We start from the raw sequence: 20,030 nt of genomic DNA, 5'->3' as shown, positions 1-20,030 counted from the left end.
TTTCGGTCGATAGGGCGTGAGACCCCCGGCGGGGCGGGCCGGGGGCCTCACGCGAACCAGGACTCCTGCGTCAGCCGACGACGTTCGCGCGCGCGGCCGCCCAGCGGGAGTTGAGGTCGGCGAAGAAGGACTCCTTGTCGCCGTCCGCGGCGCCGCGGGCGACGTCGACCAGCTGCTTGCGGTACTTGTCACCCCAGAGGTCGATCTCCGCCTCGTTGCTGATGTCGTTGTCCCACGTCTCCTCGCCGGCCGGGGCCGGGGAGAGCTCGACCTGGTTGACGCCCAGGGCCTCGAACGTGGCCAGGTTGTCCGGGGCCGCCGCGCCGACGACCGGTGAGATACCGCCCTGCTCCGATGCGAAGGTCGACTCGTTCAGGAACCAGTCGACCCACGCCCGCGCGGCGTCCTTGTTCTTGGAGTGCTTCGAGATCGCGAGCTTGTAGTCGCCCGAGACGGTCGAGGAGAACGCGCCCTCGTTCTGCCAGGGCATCGGCCAGAAGTCGATGTCGTCCGCGGACCCGCCGGCTGCCTCGGCCGCGTCCTGCATCTGCGGGACCGCCCAGGAGCCGAGCACCATCGCACCGACCTTGCCGGTGCCGAGGAGGGTCTTGGACTCCTCCCAGTTGGTCGTCGTGGGGTCCTCCTCGGTGACGCCCGCGGCGACGATGTCGTACAGCAGGCCGTCGATCGCGTACTGCTCGTTGCCCTCGGCCCACGGGTCGTCCTGCGAGGTCCGGATGCTCACGGCGTCCGTCCCGGCGATCGTTCCCTGGTTGTTCTGCCACTGGGTGAGCGGCCAGCCGTCCGTGTAGTTGGTGTAGTACGGGACCGCGTCGGTCTTCTCACCGATCTGCTCGAGCGCGTCGACGAACGCCTCGGGCGTCGCGGGCGGCTCGGTGATGCCGGCCTGCTCCCAGACCTTCGTGTTCACGACGTAGCCCATCGCGGTGCCGAAGGTCGCAATGCCGTAGACGTCGCCGTCGTAGGCCTGCTCGTTGATGAAACGGTATTCCTGCCCGAGCTCGTCCACCGTGCCGAGGGGCTCGAAGAACTGCGGGAGCTGGTCCTTGCTCACCGAGTTGGGGACGAGGAGGACGTCCCCGTAGTCCTGTGTGTTGAGTCGGATCGAGACGTCGCCCTCGTAGTCGGTGATCGCCTCGAACTCGACCGTCACACCGGGGTTCTCGGTCTGGAACTGGTCCGCGTAGTCCTGGAGCGTGGTGTCGACGATGTCCGTGCGGTTGGTCAGGACCGTGATGGTGCCCGAAAGCTCGCCGGCCTTTCCGCCCCCACCCTCGCCCGAGCCGCTCGAGCATGCACCGAGCGCCAGCGTCAGCGCTGTCACGGTGAGCACGGCGGCGGTCTGCTTCCTTGCCATGTCGTTCCACTCCTTGGTCGTCGTTGACGTCGCGCGCGACGGGCTCCGCTTGCGCGGACGTCGCTGGCGACACGACTAGTGAAGCGTTTAAGTTTGCGTAAGTCCAACCCTCGAAGGTAACAAACCGATATCAAGGCGGCTTCGGCCTACGCGACGATGAAGCGCATCAGGACACGGGGCGTCCAGTCGTCCCCCGCGGGCGCAGCGTCGGGGTCGAGTCGAGGAAGCTCCCCCCGACCTGACCCGCGATCCGGTCGAACAGACGGCGAGCGACGTGCGCGCCGTAGCGCGTGACGTCGTGGCTCAGCGCCGAGAGGCGAGGGAACGTCGCCTCGCACAGGGGCGAGTCGTCCCACGCGATCATCGACACCTCCTGTGGCACCCGGACACCGATCTCGCTCGCGACTCCCAGCCCCGCGACCGCCATGACGTCGTTGTCGTAGATGATCCCCGTCGGCCGGTCGGTGCTCGTGAGGAGCGTCCGCGTCACCGCCGCCCCCTGGACGGCTGAGTAGTCCGTGCGCACGACCGTTCCCTCCGCGCCGAGCGCCGCGATCTCGTCGCGGAACGCCGCGTCGCGGATCCCCGTGTGCCCGAACCCCTCCAGGCCCGCGACCCGGGCGATCCTGCGGTGCCCGACGGCGTGCAGGTAGCGCACCGACTCGCGCATCGCGGCAGCGTCGTCCGTCCACACGCTCGGCAGACCGCCTGCGAGCGCCGGGTCTCCCACCACCACGGCCGGGAGCGCCTCGGGCTCGGAGAACATCGAGATCCGGGGGTCGTCGATGCTCGGGTCGACGAGGATCACCCCGTCGACCCGACGTGCCGCGCGCCATGCACGGTACGCCCGCAGCTCGGTCTCCTGGTCCGGAACGACCTGGAGGAGCAGCGCGTACGACCGCTTCGACAGCTCGGACTCGATGCCCGCGAGGAACTGCATGTAGAACGACTCGACCCCGAGCATCCCAGGGTCGCGCGCGAGCACCAGGCCGACCGTCTCCGTCCGGGCCCCCGAGAGGGAGCGCGCCGCGGAGCTGGGGGCCCACCCCAGGTCTGACGCGATCGAGAGGATCCGCGCACGCGTCGCCTCCGACACCCCCGGCCGGTTGTTGAGCGCGTACGACACCGCACCCGTCGAGACCCCGGCCTCGCGCGCGATGTCCGCGATGGTGATCCTTGCCACGACGCTCCTTCCTCCAGGTCGCGAGCCTACTGTGACTGTCCGGCGAGCCCGTCCTGTGAGGGTGCGCGGGACGTGGAAAGGTTGCCCCATGACCGGGCCCGCCGCTTCCCCCACCCCGCCCCCCGTCGTCGTGCCGCAGGACGCGCTCGCCGCGGCCGCGGGCGGGCGCACGTTCGACCCGCACGCCGTGCTCGGCCCGCACCTCGCGGACGACGCCGCGGACGCGCGGGCCGTCGTCCGCGTCCTGCGCCCGCTCGCGGACGAGGTCGTCGTCGTCACCGCCGACGGCGAGCACCCCGCGGTGCACGAGCAGGACGGGGTGTGGGCCGCCGTCGTGCCGGTGCACCAGGACGCCGACGGCACCCGGCACGCCCCCGACTACCGCGTCCGTGCCCGCTACGGGCACGAGTCCACGACCGTGGACGACCCCTACCGGTTCCTGCCCACGCTCGGCGACGTCGACCTGCACCTGATCCGCGAGGGCCGGCACGAGGAGCTGTGGCGCGTGCTCGGCGCGAACGTGCGCACGTACCCGAGCGCGCTCGGCGACACGACCGGCACGGCGTTCGCCGTCTGGGCGCCCAACGCGCGCGCGGTCCGCGTCATCGGCGACTTCAACGGCTGGGGACCCACGCACCCGATGCGCTCGCTCGGGTCCACCGGGGTGTGGGAGCTCTTCGTCCCCGGCGTCGTCGCGGGCGCGCGCTACAAGTACGAGATCCTCGGGCCCGACGGCTCGTGGCGCCAGAAGGCCGACCCGCTCGCCAAGGCGGCCGAGGTGCCCCCGGCGACGGCGAGCGTCGTCGTCGAGTCGCGGTACGAGTGGTCCGACGACGCCTGGCTCGCCGAGCGTGCGGCGCACGACCCGCACACGCAGCCGCTCAGCATCTACGAGGTGCACCTCGGCTCGTGGCGCCAGGGCCTGTCCTACCGCGACCTCGCGGAGCAGCTCACGGCGTACGTCGTCGAGCAGGGGTTCACGCACGTCGAGCTCCTGCCCGTCGCCGAGCACCCGTTCGGCGGGTCGTGGGGCTACCAGGTCACGGGCTACTACGCCCCGACGTCCCGGTTCGGCCACCCCGACGACTTCCGCTACCTCGTCGACCGCCTGCACGCCGCCGGGATCGGCGTCGTCGTCGACTGGGTGCCCGCGCACTTCCCGCGCGACGAGTGGGCCCTCGCCCGCTTCGACGGCACCCCCTGCTACGAGCACGCCGACCCGCTGCGCGGCGAGCAGCCCGACTGGGGCACGTACGTCTTCGACTTCGGCCGCAACGAGGTCCGCAACTTCCTCGTCGCCAACGCGACCTACTGGCTCGAGGAGTTCCACGTCGACGCGCTGCGCGTCGACGCCGTCGCGTCCATGCTCTACCTCGACTACTCGCGCGGTCCCGGCCAGTGGCACCCCAACGTGCACGGCGGGCGCGAGAACCTCGAGGCCATCGCGTTCCTCCAGGAGGCCAACGCCACCGCGTACCGGCGCACGCCCGGCGTCATGATGATCGCCGAGGAGTCGACCGCGTGGCCGGGCGTCACCCGGCCCACCTCCGCGGGGGGCCTCGGGTTCGGGCTCAAGTGGAACATGGGCTGGATGAACGACTCCCTGCGCTACGTCGCCGAGGAGCCGATCAACCGCCGGTACCACCACCACGAGATCACGTTCTCCATGGTCTACGCGTACTCCGAGCAGTTCGTGCTCCCCATCAGCCACGACGAGGTCGTGCACGGCAAGGGCTCGCTCTACGGGAAGATGCCGGGCGACGACTGGCAGAAGCGCGCCGGCGTGCGCGCGTTCCTCGCCTACCAGTGGTCGCACCCCGGCAAGCAGCTCCTCTTCATGGGCAGCGAGATCGGCCAGCACTCCGAGTGGAACGAGGGCCGGTCGCTCGACTGGGACGGCCTCGCCGCCGACCCGGGCCGGCAGGGCGTGCAGCGTGTCGTGCGTGACCTCAACGCCCTGTACCGCGCGACCCCTGCTCTGTGGGAGCTCGACCACGACCCCGCGGGGTTCGAGTGGCTCGACGCCGACGACGCCGACCACAACGTCCTCGCCTACGTACGCCGCGGGCGCGACGGCAGCGAGGTCGCCGTCGTCGTGAACTTCGCCGGGACGCCGCACGAGGGCTACCGCGTCGCCCTGCCGTCGGGCGGCGCGTGGCGCGAGGTCCTCAACACCGACGCCGAGGTCTACGGCGGCTCCGGTGTCGGCAACCTCGGTGAGGTCGCGGCGGAGCCCGTCCCGTGGAAGGGGCGCGCGTACTCCGCGGTCCTGCGCGTGCCGCCGCTCGGCGCGCTGTACCTCGTCCCGTCGCCGAGGTAGAGGCCCGGTCCGCCGAGGCAGAGGCCTGGTCGCCGAGGCAGAGGCCTGGTCGCCGAGGTAGAGGCCTGGTCCCGCCGACGGCGAGTTGTCGTCACCCTGGGTGGTGGGTGGGGTGGTGGCGCCGGGTCTACCATCCGCCGCTCGTTCCTCGCGGCTCCCGCCAGGCCCGCCACGACCCGGCGCCACCACCCCACCCACCGAGTTCGTCGCACCCCCGGCGCTGCCTCCTCAGCGCGACGGCAGCCGGTCTCCTCGCGGTGACCTCCACGCACGACGGCAGCAGCCGGTCACGCGGTGACCTCCACGCACGACGGCGGCCGGTCACCTCACGGTGACCGGCCGCCGTCGTGCGTGACGCGGGTGCGTCGGTAGAGCGCGGGTGTGTCAGTACAGGCTGATCGCGAGGCGCTGGCGGGCCTTGCCGACGCGGGGGTCGGTGGGGCCCACGACCTCGAAGTAGTCGAGGAGGCGCACTCGGAGCTTCTCCTTGCCGTCCGCGTCGGCGCCGGGCAGCAGGTCGAGGAGCCGGTCGAGGGCGTCGTCCACGTGCCCGCCGAGCAGGTCGAGGTCGGCGATGGCGAGCTGGGCGTCGACGTCCTGCGGTGCGGCGGCGGCCGCGGCGCGGACCGTCGCGAGGTCGGCGTCGCGGGTGCGCTGGAGGAGGCGGACCTGCGCGAGCCCCGCGACGGCGAGCGCGTCGCGCGGGTCCTGCTTGATCGCCTTCTCGTAGGCCGCGACCGCGGCGTCGAGGTCGTCGCGCTCGATCGCGTCGTACGCCTCCTGGTGCAGCGGCGGGAGCTCGGGCTCCGGCTCGGCGGCGGGCTCCGCGGGGCGCTCGGGCTCGCCGTCGGCGCCCTGGGCGGGCGCACGACCGGTCACGCCGTTCGCCTCGGCCGCCTGGAGCACCTGGTCGAGCACGGCGCGCACCTGCTCGACGGGCGCGGCGCCCTGGAACAGCGGCACGGGCTGACCCTGCAGGATCGCGACGACGGTCGGCACGCCCTGGACCTGGAACGCGGCCGTGATCTGCGGGTACGCCTGGGCGTCGACGCGGGCCAGGAGGAAGCGGCCGGCGTACTCGTCGGCCAGCGCGCCGAGGTCGGTGCCGAGCTGCGCGTTCGCCTGGTCCGTCGGGATCCACAGGAGCACGACGACGGGGTACTGCGCCGAGTCCTGGACGAGCTGGCCGAACGTCTCGTCCGTGACGTCGACGACGTACCCGCCCGCGGCGGGCGCGCCGCCCTCCTCGCCGGGCGGGGGTGACTGCGGCCTGGTCAGCGCGGACAGGTCGACCGCGCCGCGCACGTCGAACGTGGGCTGGGTGGGTTCGCTCATGGTCGCAATCCTACGGAGCGTCAGGCGTTCGCGACCGACGTCGCGACGTGCTCGTTGCCCACCACGCGGATCTTCTCCTCGGAGCCCGCGGGCGGCACGTAGAGCGCGACGACGTCGACGTAGCCGACCTTGAGCACGTTCGTCGGAGTCTTGTCCCCGTACAGCGCCTTGATCGACTCCGTGTCGGGCGGCACCTGCGCGCCCTCCTCGGCCGTCATCGACTCCTGCGAGGTCATCGCACCGACCACGAGCGCGCCGCCGTCCGCGGTGCGGACCGCGCGCACGGGCTCGTCCGGGTTGGGCGTGAACGTCAGGGCGTAGGCGCCCGCGGCGGGCTGGAGCGCCGTCGTCCAGTCCTGCGCGCGCTTGGCGAGCAGGGTGCGGAACGAGTCCTCCTCGAAGGCCCCCGCGAACCCGGAGCCCGTGCCGAGGTTGAGCACGTCGGCGTACTGCGCGACGGCGTCCGTCGGCGTGACGAGCAGGCTCGAGTCGTCGGGCGCGACGTCCTCGCTGCCGATGCTCGGGTCCGCAAAGCTCGGCATGGTGACGCCCGGGAGGAGGCGGACCCAGGCCCAGAGCTGGTAGTCGTCGCGCGCGGTGTCCTGCTCCAGGACGGACAGGCGCGGCGTCTGCAGGTTCTCGGGCTGCACGCTCACGGCGAACGACGTGCGCGGCCAGGTCTGCGTCGTCGGGATGACGACCTGCTGCGCCTCCGTCGGGAGCTCGGTCACGAGGTCGGCGTTGCCGCGCGCGGCGGCGACGGCGAGCTGGCTCGTGCGGATCGCGAGCGCCGGGCCCGTGACGCGGCCCTCGAGCTGGGCCGCGTCGTTGGTCTCGCTCGCCGCCGCGAGCGCGGCGGCGACCGCGTCGAGGACGGCGGTCTCCTGCGCCTCGGTGAGGACGGGCGCGGGCGGGTCCTGCGTGGGGTCGGGCTCGGGCGTCGGGAGGGGTGCGGAGCAGGCGGCGAGCAGGAGCGCGCCGACCAGTCCCCCGGCCACCCCGCCGAGGTGACGACGGGCGCGGCGGGCGCGGGCCGTGTCGCGGGCGGTGCTGGTCATCGGGTGCTGTCCTTCGTCTCGTCCGGGTCGCTCTCGGGTGCAGGCGCCGGGGCGCTCTCGTCGCTGCCGGGCGTGAAGCCCCACGCCCGGCGCCAGGCGTCTGCGCGCGTGCTCGCGCTGTCCTCCGTGGTCGGGTGCGCGCTCGCGTCGACGGTCGGCTGGGCCGCGGTGCGCGGGCGGCGCTCGCCGCGCGCGACGATCGGGATCTGGCCGGTGAGCCACGCGCGGCGCGGCTTCTGGGCGCGGGCCTGCTGCTGCGCGAGGCGGTCGGCCTCCTCGCGCTCGCGCAGCTCACGCCGCGTGAGCATGCGCACCTGGGCCGTGTCGGTCGGCACCTCGCCGTCGGGCGCGTCGGCGTCGTCCGACGACGTCCCCGCCGTCGTGCCGGCCGGCGCCACCGCCGGGGTCGCGGAGGTCGTGGTGCCGCCCGAGGGCCCGCGGCGGCGCGGGCGCAGGCTCGCCGCCCCGATGCCGAGACCGAGGAGGATGAGCACGGCACCGCCGATGACGCCGGGCCACAGGAACGGCGTCTCGACCTGGCGCGGCCACGAGAGCTCGACGGTCGGGGCGACGGCGTCCTCGCCCACGCCGGCGGCGAGGAGCTGCCAGCGGCCGGGCTGGTCGGACCAGCGCAGGCTCGCCGAGCCGGCGCCCGTCGCCTCCTCCAGCCACATGTCCGAGCCGGCGGGGTCGACGCCGACGACGGGGGCCTCCGCGGCCGCGTCGCCCTCCGCGGGCGTCTCGCCCTCGGCGGGCGTCTCGCCCTCGGCCGGGCTCTCGGCGTCGGCGGGTGCCTCGGCGTCGGCCGGGCTCTCGCCCTCCGCGGGCGACTCCCCGTCCGCGGGCGTCTCGCCCTCCGCGGGCTCGTCCTCCGCGGCCGGCGCGTCGACGGCGCGCGTCGCGAGCGCGTCCCAGTCGGACAGGCCGGTGACCAGACCGTGCGGGTCCTCGCCGACCCACCCGGTCACGTCGGCCTCGCGGCCGATCGCGAGGGTGACCTGCTGCTCACCGGGTGCTGTCGCGCGGATCGTCACGTCCTCGGCGACGAGGTCGAGGACCCCGGGCGCGGTGACGAGCACCGTGCCGTCGCCGGTGTACGCCGTGGTCGCCACGACCGTGTCGCTGTCCCGCCAGACGGTGGCGGACGCGACACCGAGGCCGACGGCGACCAGCCCTCCCACGAGCAGGAGGGCGGCGATGATTCGTTGCAGCACCGAGGTTCCCTTCGTCGATCGACGTTCAAGGATAGGTGCGAAACCCCTCGTGGATCGACCGAGACGCCTCGCCTGTGGATCCTCACGAACCGTTCACGCGCCCCTCCCGGGACGGTCTCACCGCTCCCAGGGAACGTCGTGCCCGGCGGCCGAGAGGGCCGCCGTTCCCGCGAGGGAAGACCGCGCGCGCAGCACTGCGACCATCGTCTCACCCCCACCAATCCGGGTATTCAGGACAGCGTGATCCCCGTATCCTGGTCGGAGCACGGCGGGGCCGTGGCACGACCGCCGCGCCCTCCCTCCCCGGGAGGGGACGCCGACCGGCGGCGGAAGCCGCGACGACTCAGCACCGGAGGTCATCGACGTGTCCGACGAGCGCACGCTCTTCCCCATCACGATGCGCGGGTACGACCGCGTCCAGGTCGAGGCCCAGCTCGCGAGGCTGGAGAAGGCCGTGGAGGACGCGCGGGCGCGCGTCGAGGCGGCGGACGCCCGCGCCATGCAGCTCACGAGCGAGCTCAACGACGCCCAGCGCCAGCTCCGCGAGGCGGACCGGCCGTCGTACGCGGGGCTCGGGTCCCGCATCGAGCAGCTCCTGCGCTCGGCGGAGGAGCAGTCGGCGGACATCCTGTCGCAGGCCAACGCCCAGGCGGCCGACATCATGGCCCGCGCGAAGCTCTCGGCGGGCCAGGTCCGGTCCCGGGCCGAGAACGAGGTCGCCGAGCTGCTCAACAGCGCACGCCTGGAGTCGGAGGAGATCCGCTCCACGAGCGCGTCCGAGGCCGAGGGCACGCTGCTCAGCGCCCAGCGCCGCGCGGAGGAGCTGGTCGGCTCCGCGGAGCGCGAGGCCGCGCGCATCCACAGCGCGCTCGCCACGGAGGAGAGCGAGCGCCGCGCGTCGCTCGAGCGCGAGCTCGGCACGCTGCGTGCGACGGCGGAGCGCGAGACCACGGAGCTGCGCGTCACGACCGAGCGCGAGGCCGCGGAGCTCCGCGCGCGCGTCGCGGCGGAGACGGCGGCGCAGCGCGAGGCCGCGGAGCGCGAGTCGGCCGAGCTGCTGGAGAACGCGCGTCGCGAGGCGCAGCGCCAGGTGGACGAGGCGCAGCGCAAGGCGACCGAGGCAGCGAACGCCGTCACGTCCGAGATGGAGACGCTGCGCGACCAGGCCCGCACCGCCCTCGCGGACGCCGAGCTCGAGGTCGTGCGTCGCCGCGAGGAGGCGGAGCGCGAGAACGCCGAGCGCCACGCCGCCGCCAAGGCGGAGACGGAGAAGCTCGTCGCGACGGCCGAGGAGCACGCCGCGGAGGCGGAGAAGCGTGTCGCCCACGCGCTCCAGCAGGCGGAGAAGGTCCGCAGCGAGTCCGACGCGTACGTGAAGGACCTCCTGTCGACCGCGCGCCGGAACGCCGACCAGGTCGTCGCCGAGGCCCGGGCGTTCGCCGACCAGACGGTGAGCGACGCGAAGGCCGAGGCCGAGCAGCAGCGCAACGTCGCCCAGCGCCAGCTCGAGGACCTCACGCGTCAGCACGACTCGATCAACACCTACCTCGACGAGCTGCGCGGGCTGCTCGGCAGCGAGAACGAGGCCGCGAAGGCTCCCGCGAAGAAGGCCGTGCCCTCCGGGACCCCCGCCCAGCAGGCGCGCGCCGCGACGCTCATGACGGCCGAGTTCCCGGTCGTCCCGGACGAGTCCGGGCAGCGGGTCGGGACGGTCGAGGCGCCGGCGAAGGGTGGCTCCGCGGCGTCCGCCGACGCGCGGCCGAGCGACACGAAGACGGCCGACACCAAGCAGGCCGGCCCGAAGTCGAGCGGCACGAAGACGGCCGACGCGAAGCCCGACGCTCCCGCCTCGGCCTGACGCCGTGCCGGCCACCGCGGGCCCGTCGGGTCCCTCGGGGTCCGCTGCCGACGACTGGCGTCGGCAGCGGACCGAGGCCGCCGCGCACCAGCAGCGCGAGCTCGACCGGCAGCGCGCCCGCGAGAGCGACGCGGCCCGGGGCCTGCTCGCCGACTTCGTCGCGCGGGCGCGCGACCGGGGCCTGGCTCCCGAGCCGCTCCGCGCCCGCGCGTTCGACGGCACCGCGACGTACCGCACCCCGCTCCGCGGGTGGTACCTGCGCCGCAACCACAGCGTCGCCGTCGGCGAGGACGGCGAGTTCTACGTGCTCTCGGTGCCCGGCGGCGTGCGCGCGCGCCTGCGGGGCGTCGTGGTCGAACCGTCCGACCCGCCGCTCGTGCTGGGCAAGGGCGGCAGGGACGGCGAGTCCATCGACCTCGCCGACGCGCTCGCGCTCGTGCTCGACGGGCGCTGACCCGCGGTCAGCGGTTCAGACGGTCGCCCGCGCCAGGAGGTCCGCGAGCGCGTCGGCCACCGCGGCGGGGTCCTCGACCGCGCTCATGTGGCCCGCGCCCGTCACCTGCACGAGCTGCGCGGTCGGCGCCGCGGCGACCATGTGCTCCGCCTCCGCCACCGGCGTGACCTGGTCCTCCTCGCCCACGACCACCGCGACCGGCCCCGCGAATCCCGCGAGGACGGACGTGCGGTCGGGGCGGGCCGCCATCGCCCGCTGCGACCACGCGACGCCGTCGGGCCGCTGCGCACGGATCCACTCCTCGAGCCGCGCGGTCAGGTGCGGGCGGGCAGCCTTGCTCGTCTCGCCGAGGAGCACCCCCGGCATGCCGAGGACGGGATCGACGGTCTGCGTGCTCTCCGCCTCGTCGGCGATGCGCAGGCGGTTCGCGCGCGCGTCGTCGGAGTCCGCGGTGGACTTGGTGTCCACCAGCCCGAGCCCCGCGACCAGCTCCGGCCGGCGCTCCGCGAGCGCGAGGGCCACGTAGCCGCCCATCGACAGGCCCGCGACGACTGCGCGCGTGATCCCCGCCGCGGCGAGCGCGTCCGCGGTCGCGTCGGCCGCCGCCTCGATCGACGGCGGCTCGCCCCCCAGCGGGCTCGCGCCCAGGCCGGGGAGGTCGACCGCGACGACGGTGGGCTCGCCCGGCAGCGCCTCCGCGACGTCTGCCCACATCCGGTGGTCGAGCGGGAAGCCGTGCAGCAGCACGAGCGGTGTCCCGTACCCCTCGCGCAGCGTGAAGGTCTCGAGCGGTGCCGTCGTCACGTGGTCCTCCTCGGATCGGTCGGGTGCGCGCGGCGCCTCGCGCCGCGGCGGGGGTCAGTCGACGACGCCGTCGGACCGGCTCGCGTCGTAGCTCGCCTGGTCCGAGTCGGCCGTGTCGCGGTCGGCCGTGCCGCTCGCGTCGCCGTCCCACGTGGTCGGCAGCGGGAGCGGGAAACCGGGACGCACGTGCCCCACGATCTCGTCGAGCACGCGCCGCACCGACGACTCCCCCACCCACAGGTGCTTGGCGCCCTCGACGCCGATCACCTCGGCGTTCCGCACGCGCGCGAAGCGTCGGCGCGCCTCGTCGGGGCGCAGGTAGTCGTCGAGCTCGGGCACGAGGACCACGAGCGGCTTGCCGAACGCGTCCCAGCGGTCGAGGTCGGCGTCCGTCGCGCGGTGCAGCGGGGGCGAGAGGAGGATCGCGCCCTCCACCGCCGGGTCCGCGCCGTGCTTGAGCGCGAGCTCCGTGCCGAACGACCACCCGACGAGCCACCGGTTCGGGAGGTCGTGGAACTCGGCGAACTCGATCGCCGCCGCGACGTCGAAGCGCTCGGCCTCGCCGCCGTCGAACGCGCCCTCGCTCGTTCCCCGCGGGGACGACGTGCCGCGCGTGTTGAACCGCAGCACGGCGAGGTCTGCGAGCGCCGGCAGACGCCACGCCGCCTTCCGGTAGACGTGCGAGTCCATGTACCCGCCGTGCGTCGGCAGGGGGTGCAGCGTGACGAGGGTCGCGACCGGGTCGCGGTCCGCGGGGAGCGCCAGCTCGCCGACGAGCGTGAGGCCGTCCGCGGTGTGCAGCTCGACGTCCTCGCGCCGCGCGGGCAGGACGCTGAGCGACCGGATGGGGGTCGGCTCCGTCGAGGCTCGGGCGGGATCGGGCGCGGTCTCGGGTGCGGTGCTCATCGTCCCGAGCCTAGTGCGTCTACCGCGGCCGACGGCGGCCCCGCGCCTCCCAGCACGACCTGTGCCAGTGGCGACGGTGGTCGAGCGCGGTCTCGGCCCCGAAGAAGGAGTCGTCCTGCCACGCCACGACGTGCCCGGTGCCGGGCGGGATCTCCTGCTGGCAGCCCGGGCAGAGGTAGGTCTTCGAGCCGCCGCGCACCGTGCGGACCTGCCACTCGCCGTCGGCTCCCGACTCCCGGCGCGCACCGCCGAGGGCGCGGTCCAGGTCGAGGGGCGCGGGCTCCGCGCCCCAGGGTCGCTTGCGGGACGGTCGACGGGACGGCATGGGCCCATTCTCCCCCGCGGCACCGCCGGGGACCTCCCAGCGGGCGTCCAGCCGCGACCGCTAGAGTGTCCGGGCCGGTGCTGCACCCGGCGTCCGACCGCGAGGTGGCCCGTCCCCGGGCGCCGACGACCGCCGTCGTGCGGGTGCGGCCCAGACCCGACGGCCCCGCCGTCCCCCCGACCGAAGGACCCTCCTCGTGAAGCACCGCACCCTGCGCGGCGTCGCCGCGCTCACCCTGGGCGCCGCCCTCGTCCTCTCCGGCTGTTCGTCGGAGGGCGGCGGTTCCGACGACGAGACGTCGGCGAGCCCGTCCGCCTCCGACGGCGCGACGTCGTCGCCCGAGGACGTCGCGGCGCTCGAGGCCGTGACGGTCACGGGCGACCCCGGCAGCGAGCCGACCGTCGAGTTCGAGGCCCCGCTCGAGGTCTCGGGCCCGGTCGCGCTCTCGCTCGGGGACGGCGACGGCGACGAGATCGCGAAGGGCCAGGAGGTGACGCTGCACCAGGCCGCGTACTCCGGCACGGACGCGTCCAAGCTCGGCTCCACGTGGGAGGACGACTCGGCGCAGCAGATCGTCCTCGACGACCAGGTGTACCCGCAGCTGCTCGAGGCGCTGGTCGGCAAGAAGGTCGGCACGCGCTTCCTGTTCGCCGCACCGGGGCAGGACGGAAGCGCCGTCCTCACCGTCGCCGAGGTCACCGAGGTCCGGGACGCCCCGGTCGCGCCGGACCCCGCCGACGTGCCGGACCGCGCCGAGGGCGAGGCCGTGACCCCGGCCGAGGGGCTGCCCGTCGTCACGCTCGACGACACGGGCAAGCCGTCCGTCGAGATCCCCGAGGGCTACACCGCGCCGACCGAGCTCGTCGTGCAGCCGCTCATCAAGGGCAGCGGCCCCGAGGTCACCGAGGACCAGACGGTCATCGCGCACTACACGGGCTGGAAGCTCGACGGCGAGCAGTTCGACTCGTCGTGGGACCGTGGTGAGCCCTCCACCTTCCCGCTGAGCGGCGTCGTCGCCGGCTGGACCCAGGGCCTCTCCGGCCAGACCGTCGGGAGCCAGGTGCTCCTCGTCATCCCGCCGTCGCTCGGCTACGGCGAGAAGAGCGACACGAACACGAACGAGCTCGCGGGCGAGACGCTCGTCTTCGTCGTGGACATCCTCGCGGCCTACTGACCTGCCGCCGCCTCACGGAGGGCCGCACCCCGCTCGGGGTGCGGCCCTCCGTGCGTCCGGGCGTGTCGGGCGGGGCGTGGGCGGGTCGTAGGCTCGACGCATGACGGACGCCTCCACGACCTCGGTCCCACCCGTGCCCGACGACGCCGCGACCCCCTCGACAGCCCCGCCCGAGCGCGAGGTGCTCACGTGGGAGACCTTCGGCGTCGCCGCGCGCGAGCTCGCCGAGCAGGTCGTCGCGAGCGGGTTCCGCCCGGAGGTCGTCGTCGCGGTCGCCCGCGGCGGACTCCTGCCCGGCGGCGCGGTCGCGTACGCACTCGGGACCAAGGGCGTGGGCACGCTCAACGTCGAGTTCTACACCGACATCGGCCAGACCCTCACCGACCCGCGGGTGCTGCCGCCCCTCATGGACACGTCCGACCTGCCGGGCGCGCACGTGCTCGTGGTCGACGACGTCGCCGACTCGGGCCGGACGCTCGCCCTGGTCATGGACATGCTCAGCACCCATGGGGCCGAGGCCCGCTCCGCGGTGCTCTACACGAAGCCGCGCACGATCATCCAGCCGGACTACTCGTGGAAGGACACCGACCTCTGGATCACGTTCCCGTGGTCGGCCGACCCTCCCGTCGAGGGTGCGCAGTCCCGGCCGAACGACTGACCGGACGGCCGTCGTCGGTCAGCAGGTCCGGAAGGGCGCGAGCGTCGCGCGGACGGCGTCCGCCGCACCCCAGTCGGGGTCGAACTGCGCGACGACGGCTAGGTGCTGCCGGAGCTGGACGACGGGCAGGCGCTCCCGCCAGTCGTCGTCGAGGCCGGTGAGCTCCGCGTAGAGCCCGAAGAAGGCATCGGCCTCGGGCGGGGGCGCGGTCGTCCACACGTGGGCCAGGTCGACCTCGGGCCACGTGTAGGAGACGGCCGGGTCGATCAAGGCCGGGCGTCCGTCGGCGGTCGCCATGACGTTCGACGCCCACAGGTCGCCGTGCGTCAGGCAGGCGGGCCCTCCCGGCAGCACCTCCGGGAGCCGCGCGCACAGACGCTCGAGCGCGGCGCGGTCCGCGGCGTCGAGGGCGGCGTCGACCCGCGGCTCGTCGAGCCAGCGCAGCAGGCGGTGCTGCGCGAAGAAGTCGAACCCGTCCTCCGTCCAGGTGTTCACCTGCCGACGGCGGCCGAGCCAGCCGTCCCGGTGCCAGCCGAAGCGCTCGCTGCGGGTCGTGGTGTGCACGTGCGCCAGCGAACGGGCGAGGTCTTCCCAGAAGGCCGGCGTCGAGGGCCGCGGGGCGAGCGCGGACAGCACGAGCAGGTCCCGGCCCGCGTGGACGACGTCCGCGGTCTCCAGCCCGGCGGCGCGGAGCGCAGCCAGACCCTCGGCCTCGACCGTGAAGACGTCGTCGCCCGGTGCGTCCGTGTCGAACGCCTTGACGAACAGCGGCGCGCCGTCGGCCCGCCGCGCCAGTCCGGCCGTCGCGGCGAGCCCACCGCTCACCGGCTCGACCGAGGTCACGTCGTCGAGCCCTGCGGCGCGCAGCCGCTCCCTGAGCATGCCCATGGCGGGACTATGCCAGACGCCGAGGGCCCGGACCCGCGGCTTAGCGCGGACCCGGGCCCTCGGCGCGAAGGCAGACGAGGGTCAGAAGTCCCAGTCGTCGTCCTCGGTGTTCACGGCCTTGCCGATGACGTACGACGAGCCGGACCCGGAGAAGAAGTCGTGGTTCTCGTCGGCGTTCGGCGACAGCGCCGAGAGGATCGCCGGGTTGACGTCCGTCTCGTCCTTGGGGAAGAGCGCCTCGTAACCGAGGTTCATGAGCGCCTTGTTGGCGTTGTACCGCAGGAACTTCTTGACGTCCTCGGTCAGCCCGACGCCGTCGTAGAGGTCCTCCGTGTACTGCACCTCGTTCTCGTACAGCTCGAAGAGCAGCTCGAACGTGTACGCCTTGAGCTCGTCGCGCTCCTCCGGGGAGAGCTTCTCGAGACCCTTCTGGAACTTGTAGCCGATGTAGTACCCGTGCACGGCCTCGTCGCGGATGATGAGGCGGATGAGGTCGGCCGTGTTCGTCAGCTTGGCGCGCGACGACCAGTACATCGGCAGGTAGAAGCCGGAGTAGAAGAGGAACGACTCGAGCAGCGTGCTCGCGACCTTGCGCTTGAGCGGCGAGTCGCCCTTGTAGTAGTCCATGACGATCTCGGCCTTGCGCTGGAGGTTCGGGTTCTCCTCCGACCAGCGGAACGCGTCGTCGATCTCACGCGTGGAGCACAGCGTCGAGAAGATCGACGAGTAGCTCTTGGCGTGCACCGACTCCATGAACGCGATGTTGGTGTACACCGCTTCCTCGTGCGGCGTGATCGCGTCGGGGATGAGCGACACCGCGCCGACCGTGCCCTGGATCGTGTCCAGCAGCGTCAGGCCGGTGAACACGCGCATCGTGAGCTCCTGCTCCTGCGCGGTGAGCGTGTTCCACGACTGGATGTCGTTCGACACCGGCACCTTCTCGGGCAGCCAGAAGTTCCCGACGAGGCGGTCCCACACCTCGAGGTCCTTCTCGTCCTCGAGACGGTTCCAGTTGATCGCGCTCACGCGATCGATGAGCTTGAGCTTCCCCGTGGGCGACATCTGCCTTCTTCTCTCCTGCTGACCCCGGACCGACCGGGACGACTTCGTGGGACCGGACCCCGCGCCGTCGGCCACGCCTCTCCGAGAGGGTGGCCGACAGCACCGGGCATCGAGGCAACCGGTGGCTGCCTCAGGCGACTACAGCATGCAGCTGACGCAACCCTCGACCTCCGTGCCCTCCAGGGCCATCTGGCGGAGGCGGATGTAGTAGAGCGTCTTGATGCCCTTGCGCCACGCGTAGATCTGCGCGCGGTTGACGTCGCGCGTCGTGACCGTGTCCTTGAAGAACAGCGTGAGGCTCAGACCTTGGTCGACGTGCTGCGTCGCGGCGGCGTACGTGTCGATGATCTTCTCGTAGCCGATCTCGTACGCGTCCTCGTAGTACTCGAGGTTGTCGTTCGTCAGGTAGGGCGCCGGGTAGTAGACGCGCCCGATCTTGCCCTCCTTGCGGATCTCGATCTTCGACGGCACCGGGTGGATCGAGGACGTCGAGTTGTTGATGTAGGAGATCGAGCCCGTCGGCGGGACGGCCTGGAGGTTCTGGTTGTAGATCCCGTGCTCCATGACCGAGGCCTTGAGGGCGGCCCAGTCGTCCTGGGTCGGGATGTGCACGCCGGCGTCGGCGAAGAGCCGGCGCACGCGCTCGGTCGCGGGCTCCCACACGCGGTCGGTGTACTTGTCGAAGTACTCCCCCGTCGCGTACTTCGAGTCCTCGAAGCCGCCGAACGCACGCCCGCGCTCGATCGCGAGGCGGTTCGACGCCGCGATCGCGTGGTAGGCGACCGTGTAGAAGTAGATGTTCGTGAAGTCGATGCCCTCCTCGGACCCGTAGTGGATCCGCTCGCGCGCGAGGTAGCCGTGGAGGTTCATCTGGCCGAGACCGATCGCATGGCCGGACTCGTTGGCCCGCTTGACCGACGGCACCGACTCGATGCTCGTCTGGTCGGAGACCGCGGTGAGCGCGCGGATCGCGGTGTCGATCGTCTTCGCGAAGTCGGGCGAGTCCATCGTCTTGGCGATGTTCAGCGAGCCGAGGTTGCAGGAGATGTCGCGGCCGACGTGGTCGTACGAGAGGTCCTCGTTGAACGTCGACGGCGTCGAGACCTGGAGGATCTCCGAGCACAGGTTCGAGTGGGTGATGCGGCCCTTGATCGGGTTCGCCTTGTTCACCGTGTCCTCGAACATGATGTACGGGTAGCCGGACTCGAACTGGAGCTCGGCGATCGTCTGGAAGAAGTCGCGCGCCTTGATCTTCGTCTTGCGGATGCGCGAGTCGTCGACCATCTCGTCGTACTTCTCGGTGATCGAGATGTCGGCGAACGGCTTGCCGTAGACGCGCTCGACGTCGTACGGCGAGAAGAGGTACATGTCCTCGTTCTTCTTCGCGAGCTCGAACGTGATGTCCGGGATCACGACGCCGAGCGACAGCGTCTTGATGCGGATCTTCTCGTCCGCGTTCTCGCGCTTGGTGTCGAGGAACCGCATGATGTCGGGGTGGTGCGCGTGCAGGTACACGGCACCGGCGCCCTGGCGCGCGCCGAGCTGGTTCGCGTAGGAGAACGAGTCCTCGAGCAGCTTCATCACGGGGATGACGCCGGACGACTGGTTCTCGATGTGCTTGATGGGCGCGCCGTGCTCGCGGATGTTCGACAGGAGCAGGGCGACGCCGCCGCCACGCTTGGAGAGCTGCAGCGCGGAGTTGATGCCGCGCGCGATGGACTCCATGTTGTCCTCGATGCGCAGCAGGAAGCAGGACACGGGCTCGCCGCGCTGCGCCTTGCCGACGTTGAGGAACGTGGGGGTCGCGGGCTGGAAGCGGCCCGAGATGACCTCCTCGACGATGTCCAGCGCGGCCTGCTCGTTGCCGTCGGCGAGGCCGAGCGCGACCATGCAGACGCGGTCCTCGAAGCGCTCGAGGTAGCGCTTCCCGTCGAACGTCTTGAGCGTGTACGACGTGTAGTACTTGAAGGCGCCGAGGAACGTCTCGAAGCGGAACTTCTTCGCGTAGGCGAACTCGAACAGCGACTTCACGAACTCGCGGTCGTACTTCGCGAGGACGGCCGGGTCGTAGTACTTGTTCTCGACGAGGTAGTCCAGCTTCTCCGCGAGGTCGTGGAAGAAGACGGTGTTCTGGTTGACGTGCTGCAGGAAGTACTGCCGCGCGGCCTCACGGTCCTTGTCGAACTGGATCTCGCCGTTCGGGCCGTAGAGGTTGAGCATCGCGTTGAGCGCGTGGAAGTCGAGCTGGGTGCTCGCGAGCGGCACCTCGGTGACCGTGCCACCACCTGCCACGCTCACGCCGGAATCCGTGACTGTCGTTGCCAAAATCGTCCCAATCCGTCGCGGACGCGCGCGGCGTCCTCGGCTGTTCCCAGGAGTTCGAAGGCGTACAGGTAGGGCACCTGGCACTTCGCGGAGATGATGTCGCCGGCGATGCAGTAGGCCTCGCCGAAGTTGGTGTTGCCGGCGGCGATGACGCCGCGGATCAACGACCGGTTGTGCACGTCGTTGAGGAACTTCACGACCTGGCGCGGGACGGCACCGCCCTCGTTGCCGCCCCCGTAGGTCGGGACCATGAGCACGTACGGTTCCTCGACGCGCAGGAAGCCCTCGGTCGGACGCAGCGGGATGCGCTGGACGTCCATGCCGAGGGCCGGCAGGTCGAGCCGCTGGACGAACCGGTGCGTGTTCTCGCTGACGCTGGAGAAGTACACGAGCGACCCCACGGGGACGCACCTCCGTCCTGCCCTGCTCCGCCTGCTTCCGTACGGGTTTCCGGGCGCCTCGCGGCGCCACGGGGAGGCCGGTCAGGCGACGACCGGCGAGACCTTCTGCGCGAGGGCGGTGATCTGGTCGGGGCGGAACCCGGACCAGTGCTCGTCCCCGGCGATGACCACGGGAGCCTGCAGGTAGCCGAGCCCGCGCACGAGCTCGAGCGCCTCGGCGTCCTGGGTGATGTCCACGACGGAGTACTCGATGCCCTTCTTGTCGAGAGCGCGGTACGTCGCGTCGCACTGGACGCAGGCCGGCTTGCTGTAGACCGTGACGCTCATGGGGGTGGCTCCTCGTCTCGCGCTCTCGTCCGGGACGGTCCTCGGGGAGGGAGAAACATCCCTGACCTCGAAGGACACCGGTGGAACTACGTCTGTGTGATTCGCCAGGAGGCCTCCGGCCCCCTGGGTGTGCAACCACTATACCTAGTGGTCGAGACCGTGCCACTGCACTAGATGTCGTGGTGGAACTTCACCCCCGCGGGTGTGCTAGGCGCCATGGATCCATGGTCTCAGGCCCCTCCGACACTCCCGCGGAGCGCTCGTCCACAGCCCGTCGTCCACCGATCCGACCGGCCCGGAACGGCGTCTTCCCGCGGACGGCGAGACGCCGTCCACAGGGTGGGGACGACGTCGGTCCAC

The 20,030-nt window shown here is 72.3% G+C and carries 18 protein-coding genes; 5 read left to right on the top strand and 13 right to left on the bottom strand.

All coding sequences use genetic code 11. The annotated features are described in order from the left end of the window. Positions 1-70 precede the first annotated feature (70 nt). Positions 71-1,378 carry an ABC transporter substrate-binding protein gene (locus ACPCUX_RS04860; protein WP_034656391.1) on the bottom strand — a complete coding sequence of 436 codons (1,308 nt, stop codon included), beginning with the start codon at positions 1,376-1,378 and terminating at the stop codon, positions 71-73. A 166-nt stretch (positions 1,379-1,544) separates the two neighbouring features. Then, a complete protein-coding gene (locus ACPCUX_RS04855; protein ID WP_034656392.1) occupies positions 1,545-2,561 on the bottom strand; it encodes a LacI family DNA-binding transcriptional regulator in 1,017 nt (338 codons plus the stop codon). Positions 2,562-2,649: 88 nt separating this feature from the next. Between ACPCUX_RS04855 and glgB the strand changes: the two genes are divergently transcribed. Further along, positions 2,650-4,881, top strand: coding sequence for a 1,4-alpha-glucan branching protein GlgB (gene glgB / locus ACPCUX_RS04850; RefSeq protein ID WP_423388259.1), 2,232 nt, complete (start codon positions 2,650-2,652; stop codon positions 4,879-4,881). 384 nt (positions 4,882-5,265) lie between these two features. Here glgB and ACPCUX_RS04845 read toward each other — a convergent pair whose 3' ends face one another. The 3 genes from ACPCUX_RS04845 to ACPCUX_RS04835 are packed head-to-tail and all read right to left on the bottom strand — an operon-like array spanning position 5,266 to position 8,488. Beyond that, entirely contained in the window at positions 5,266-6,216 is a 951-nt protein-coding gene (locus ACPCUX_RS04845) for a tetratricopeptide repeat protein (protein WP_034653561.1), read from the bottom strand. A 20-nt stretch (positions 6,217-6,236) separates the two neighbouring features. Then, positions 6,237-7,274, bottom strand: coding sequence for a hypothetical protein (locus ACPCUX_RS04840; protein ID WP_051027862.1), 1,038 nt, complete (start codon positions 7,272-7,274; stop codon positions 6,237-6,239). Next, entirely contained in the window at positions 7,271-8,488 is a 1,218-nt protein-coding gene (locus ACPCUX_RS04835; protein ID WP_043653203.1) for a hypothetical protein, read from the bottom strand. The genes ACPCUX_RS04840 and ACPCUX_RS04835 overlap by 4 nt, the downstream gene beginning before the upstream one ends. A gap of 364 nt (positions 8,489-8,852) precedes the next feature. Between ACPCUX_RS04835 and ACPCUX_RS04830 the strand changes: the two genes are divergently transcribed. Next, positions 8,853-10,346 (top strand): hypothetical protein, encoded by a 1,494-nt coding sequence (locus ACPCUX_RS04830; protein ID WP_244550490.1) that lies wholly within the window; start codon positions 8,853-8,855, stop codon positions 10,344-10,346. Between the two features lie 4 nt (positions 10,347-10,350). After that, complete coding sequence (locus tag ACPCUX_RS04825; protein WP_423388258.1) at positions 10,351-10,800, top strand: hypothetical protein; 450 nt, start codon at positions 10,351-10,353, stop codon at positions 10,798-10,800. 15 nt (positions 10,801-10,815) lie between these two features. Here ACPCUX_RS04825 and ACPCUX_RS04820 read toward each other — a convergent pair whose 3' ends face one another. The 3 genes from ACPCUX_RS04820 to ACPCUX_RS04810 are packed head-to-tail and all read right to left on the bottom strand — an operon-like array spanning position 10,816 to position 12,835. Further along, positions 10,816-11,604: an alpha/beta fold hydrolase gene (locus ACPCUX_RS04820; protein WP_396052353.1), complete on the bottom strand. Its 789-nt coding sequence runs from the start codon at positions 11,602-11,604 to the stop codon at positions 10,816-10,818. 54 nt (positions 11,605-11,658) lie between these two features. Then, positions 11,659-12,510, bottom strand: a complete 852-nt coding sequence (locus tag ACPCUX_RS04815) for an alpha/beta hydrolase (RefSeq protein WP_423388257.1) — start codon at positions 12,508-12,510, stop codon at positions 11,659-11,661. Between the two features lie 19 nt (positions 12,511-12,529). After that, positions 12,530-12,835 carry a hypothetical protein gene (locus tag ACPCUX_RS04810; protein WP_378226773.1) on the bottom strand — a complete coding sequence of 102 codons (306 nt, stop codon included), beginning with the start codon at positions 12,833-12,835 and terminating at the stop codon, positions 12,530-12,532. A gap of 196 nt (positions 12,836-13,031) precedes the next feature. On the opposite strand from ACPCUX_RS04810, the gene ACPCUX_RS04805 reads away from it, so the two are divergent. Continuing rightward, complete coding sequence (locus tag ACPCUX_RS04805) at positions 13,032-14,009, top strand: FKBP-type peptidyl-prolyl cis-trans isomerase (RefSeq protein ID WP_034653526.1); 978 nt, start codon at positions 13,032-13,034, stop codon at positions 14,007-14,009. A 100-nt stretch (positions 14,010-14,109) separates the two neighbouring features. After that, entirely contained in the window at positions 14,110-14,667 is a 558-nt protein-coding gene (locus tag ACPCUX_RS04800; RefSeq protein ID WP_415296587.1) for a phosphoribosyltransferase, read from the top strand. Between the two features lie 18 nt (positions 14,668-14,685). Here ACPCUX_RS04800 and ACPCUX_RS04795 read toward each other — a convergent pair whose 3' ends face one another. The 5 genes from ACPCUX_RS04795 to nrdH form a co-directional block, all read right to left on the bottom strand. Continuing rightward, positions 14,686-15,555: a fructosamine kinase family protein gene (locus ACPCUX_RS04795; protein ID WP_423388256.1), complete on the bottom strand. Its 870-nt coding sequence runs from the start codon at positions 15,553-15,555 to the stop codon at positions 14,686-14,688. An 81-nt stretch (positions 15,556-15,636) separates the two neighbouring features. Continuing rightward, entirely contained in the window at positions 15,637-16,617 is a 981-nt protein-coding gene (gene nrdF, locus ACPCUX_RS04790; RefSeq protein WP_034653523.1) for a class 1b ribonucleoside-diphosphate reductase subunit beta, read from the bottom strand. 138 nt (positions 16,618-16,755) lie between these two features. Then, complete coding sequence (nrdE, locus tag ACPCUX_RS04785) at positions 16,756-18,942, bottom strand: class 1b ribonucleoside-diphosphate reductase subunit alpha (protein WP_076406009.1); 2,187 nt, start codon at positions 18,940-18,942, stop codon at positions 16,756-16,758. Beyond that, on the bottom strand, positions 18,912-19,343 hold the full coding sequence (nrdI, locus tag ACPCUX_RS04780; RefSeq protein WP_021480850.1) for a class Ib ribonucleoside-diphosphate reductase assembly flavoprotein NrdI: 432 nt from the start codon (positions 19,341-19,343) through the stop codon (positions 18,912-18,914). The genes nrdE and nrdI overlap by 31 nt, the downstream gene beginning before the upstream one ends. A gap of 81 nt (positions 19,344-19,424) precedes the next feature. Continuing rightward, entirely contained in the window at positions 19,425-19,670 is a 246-nt protein-coding gene (gene nrdH, locus ACPCUX_RS04775; protein WP_114552651.1) for a glutaredoxin-like protein NrdH, read from the bottom strand. Between the last annotated feature and the right edge of the window lie 360 nt (positions 19,671-20,030).

The organism is Cellulosimicrobium sp. AB352 (assembly GCF_049538415.1).
In the GTDB taxonomy this organism is placed as follows: domain Bacteria; phylum Actinomycetota; class Actinomycetes; order Actinomycetales; family Cellulomonadaceae; genus Cellulosimicrobium; species Cellulosimicrobium funkei.
This window is presented reverse-complemented; position numbering and strand designations above follow the sequence as displayed.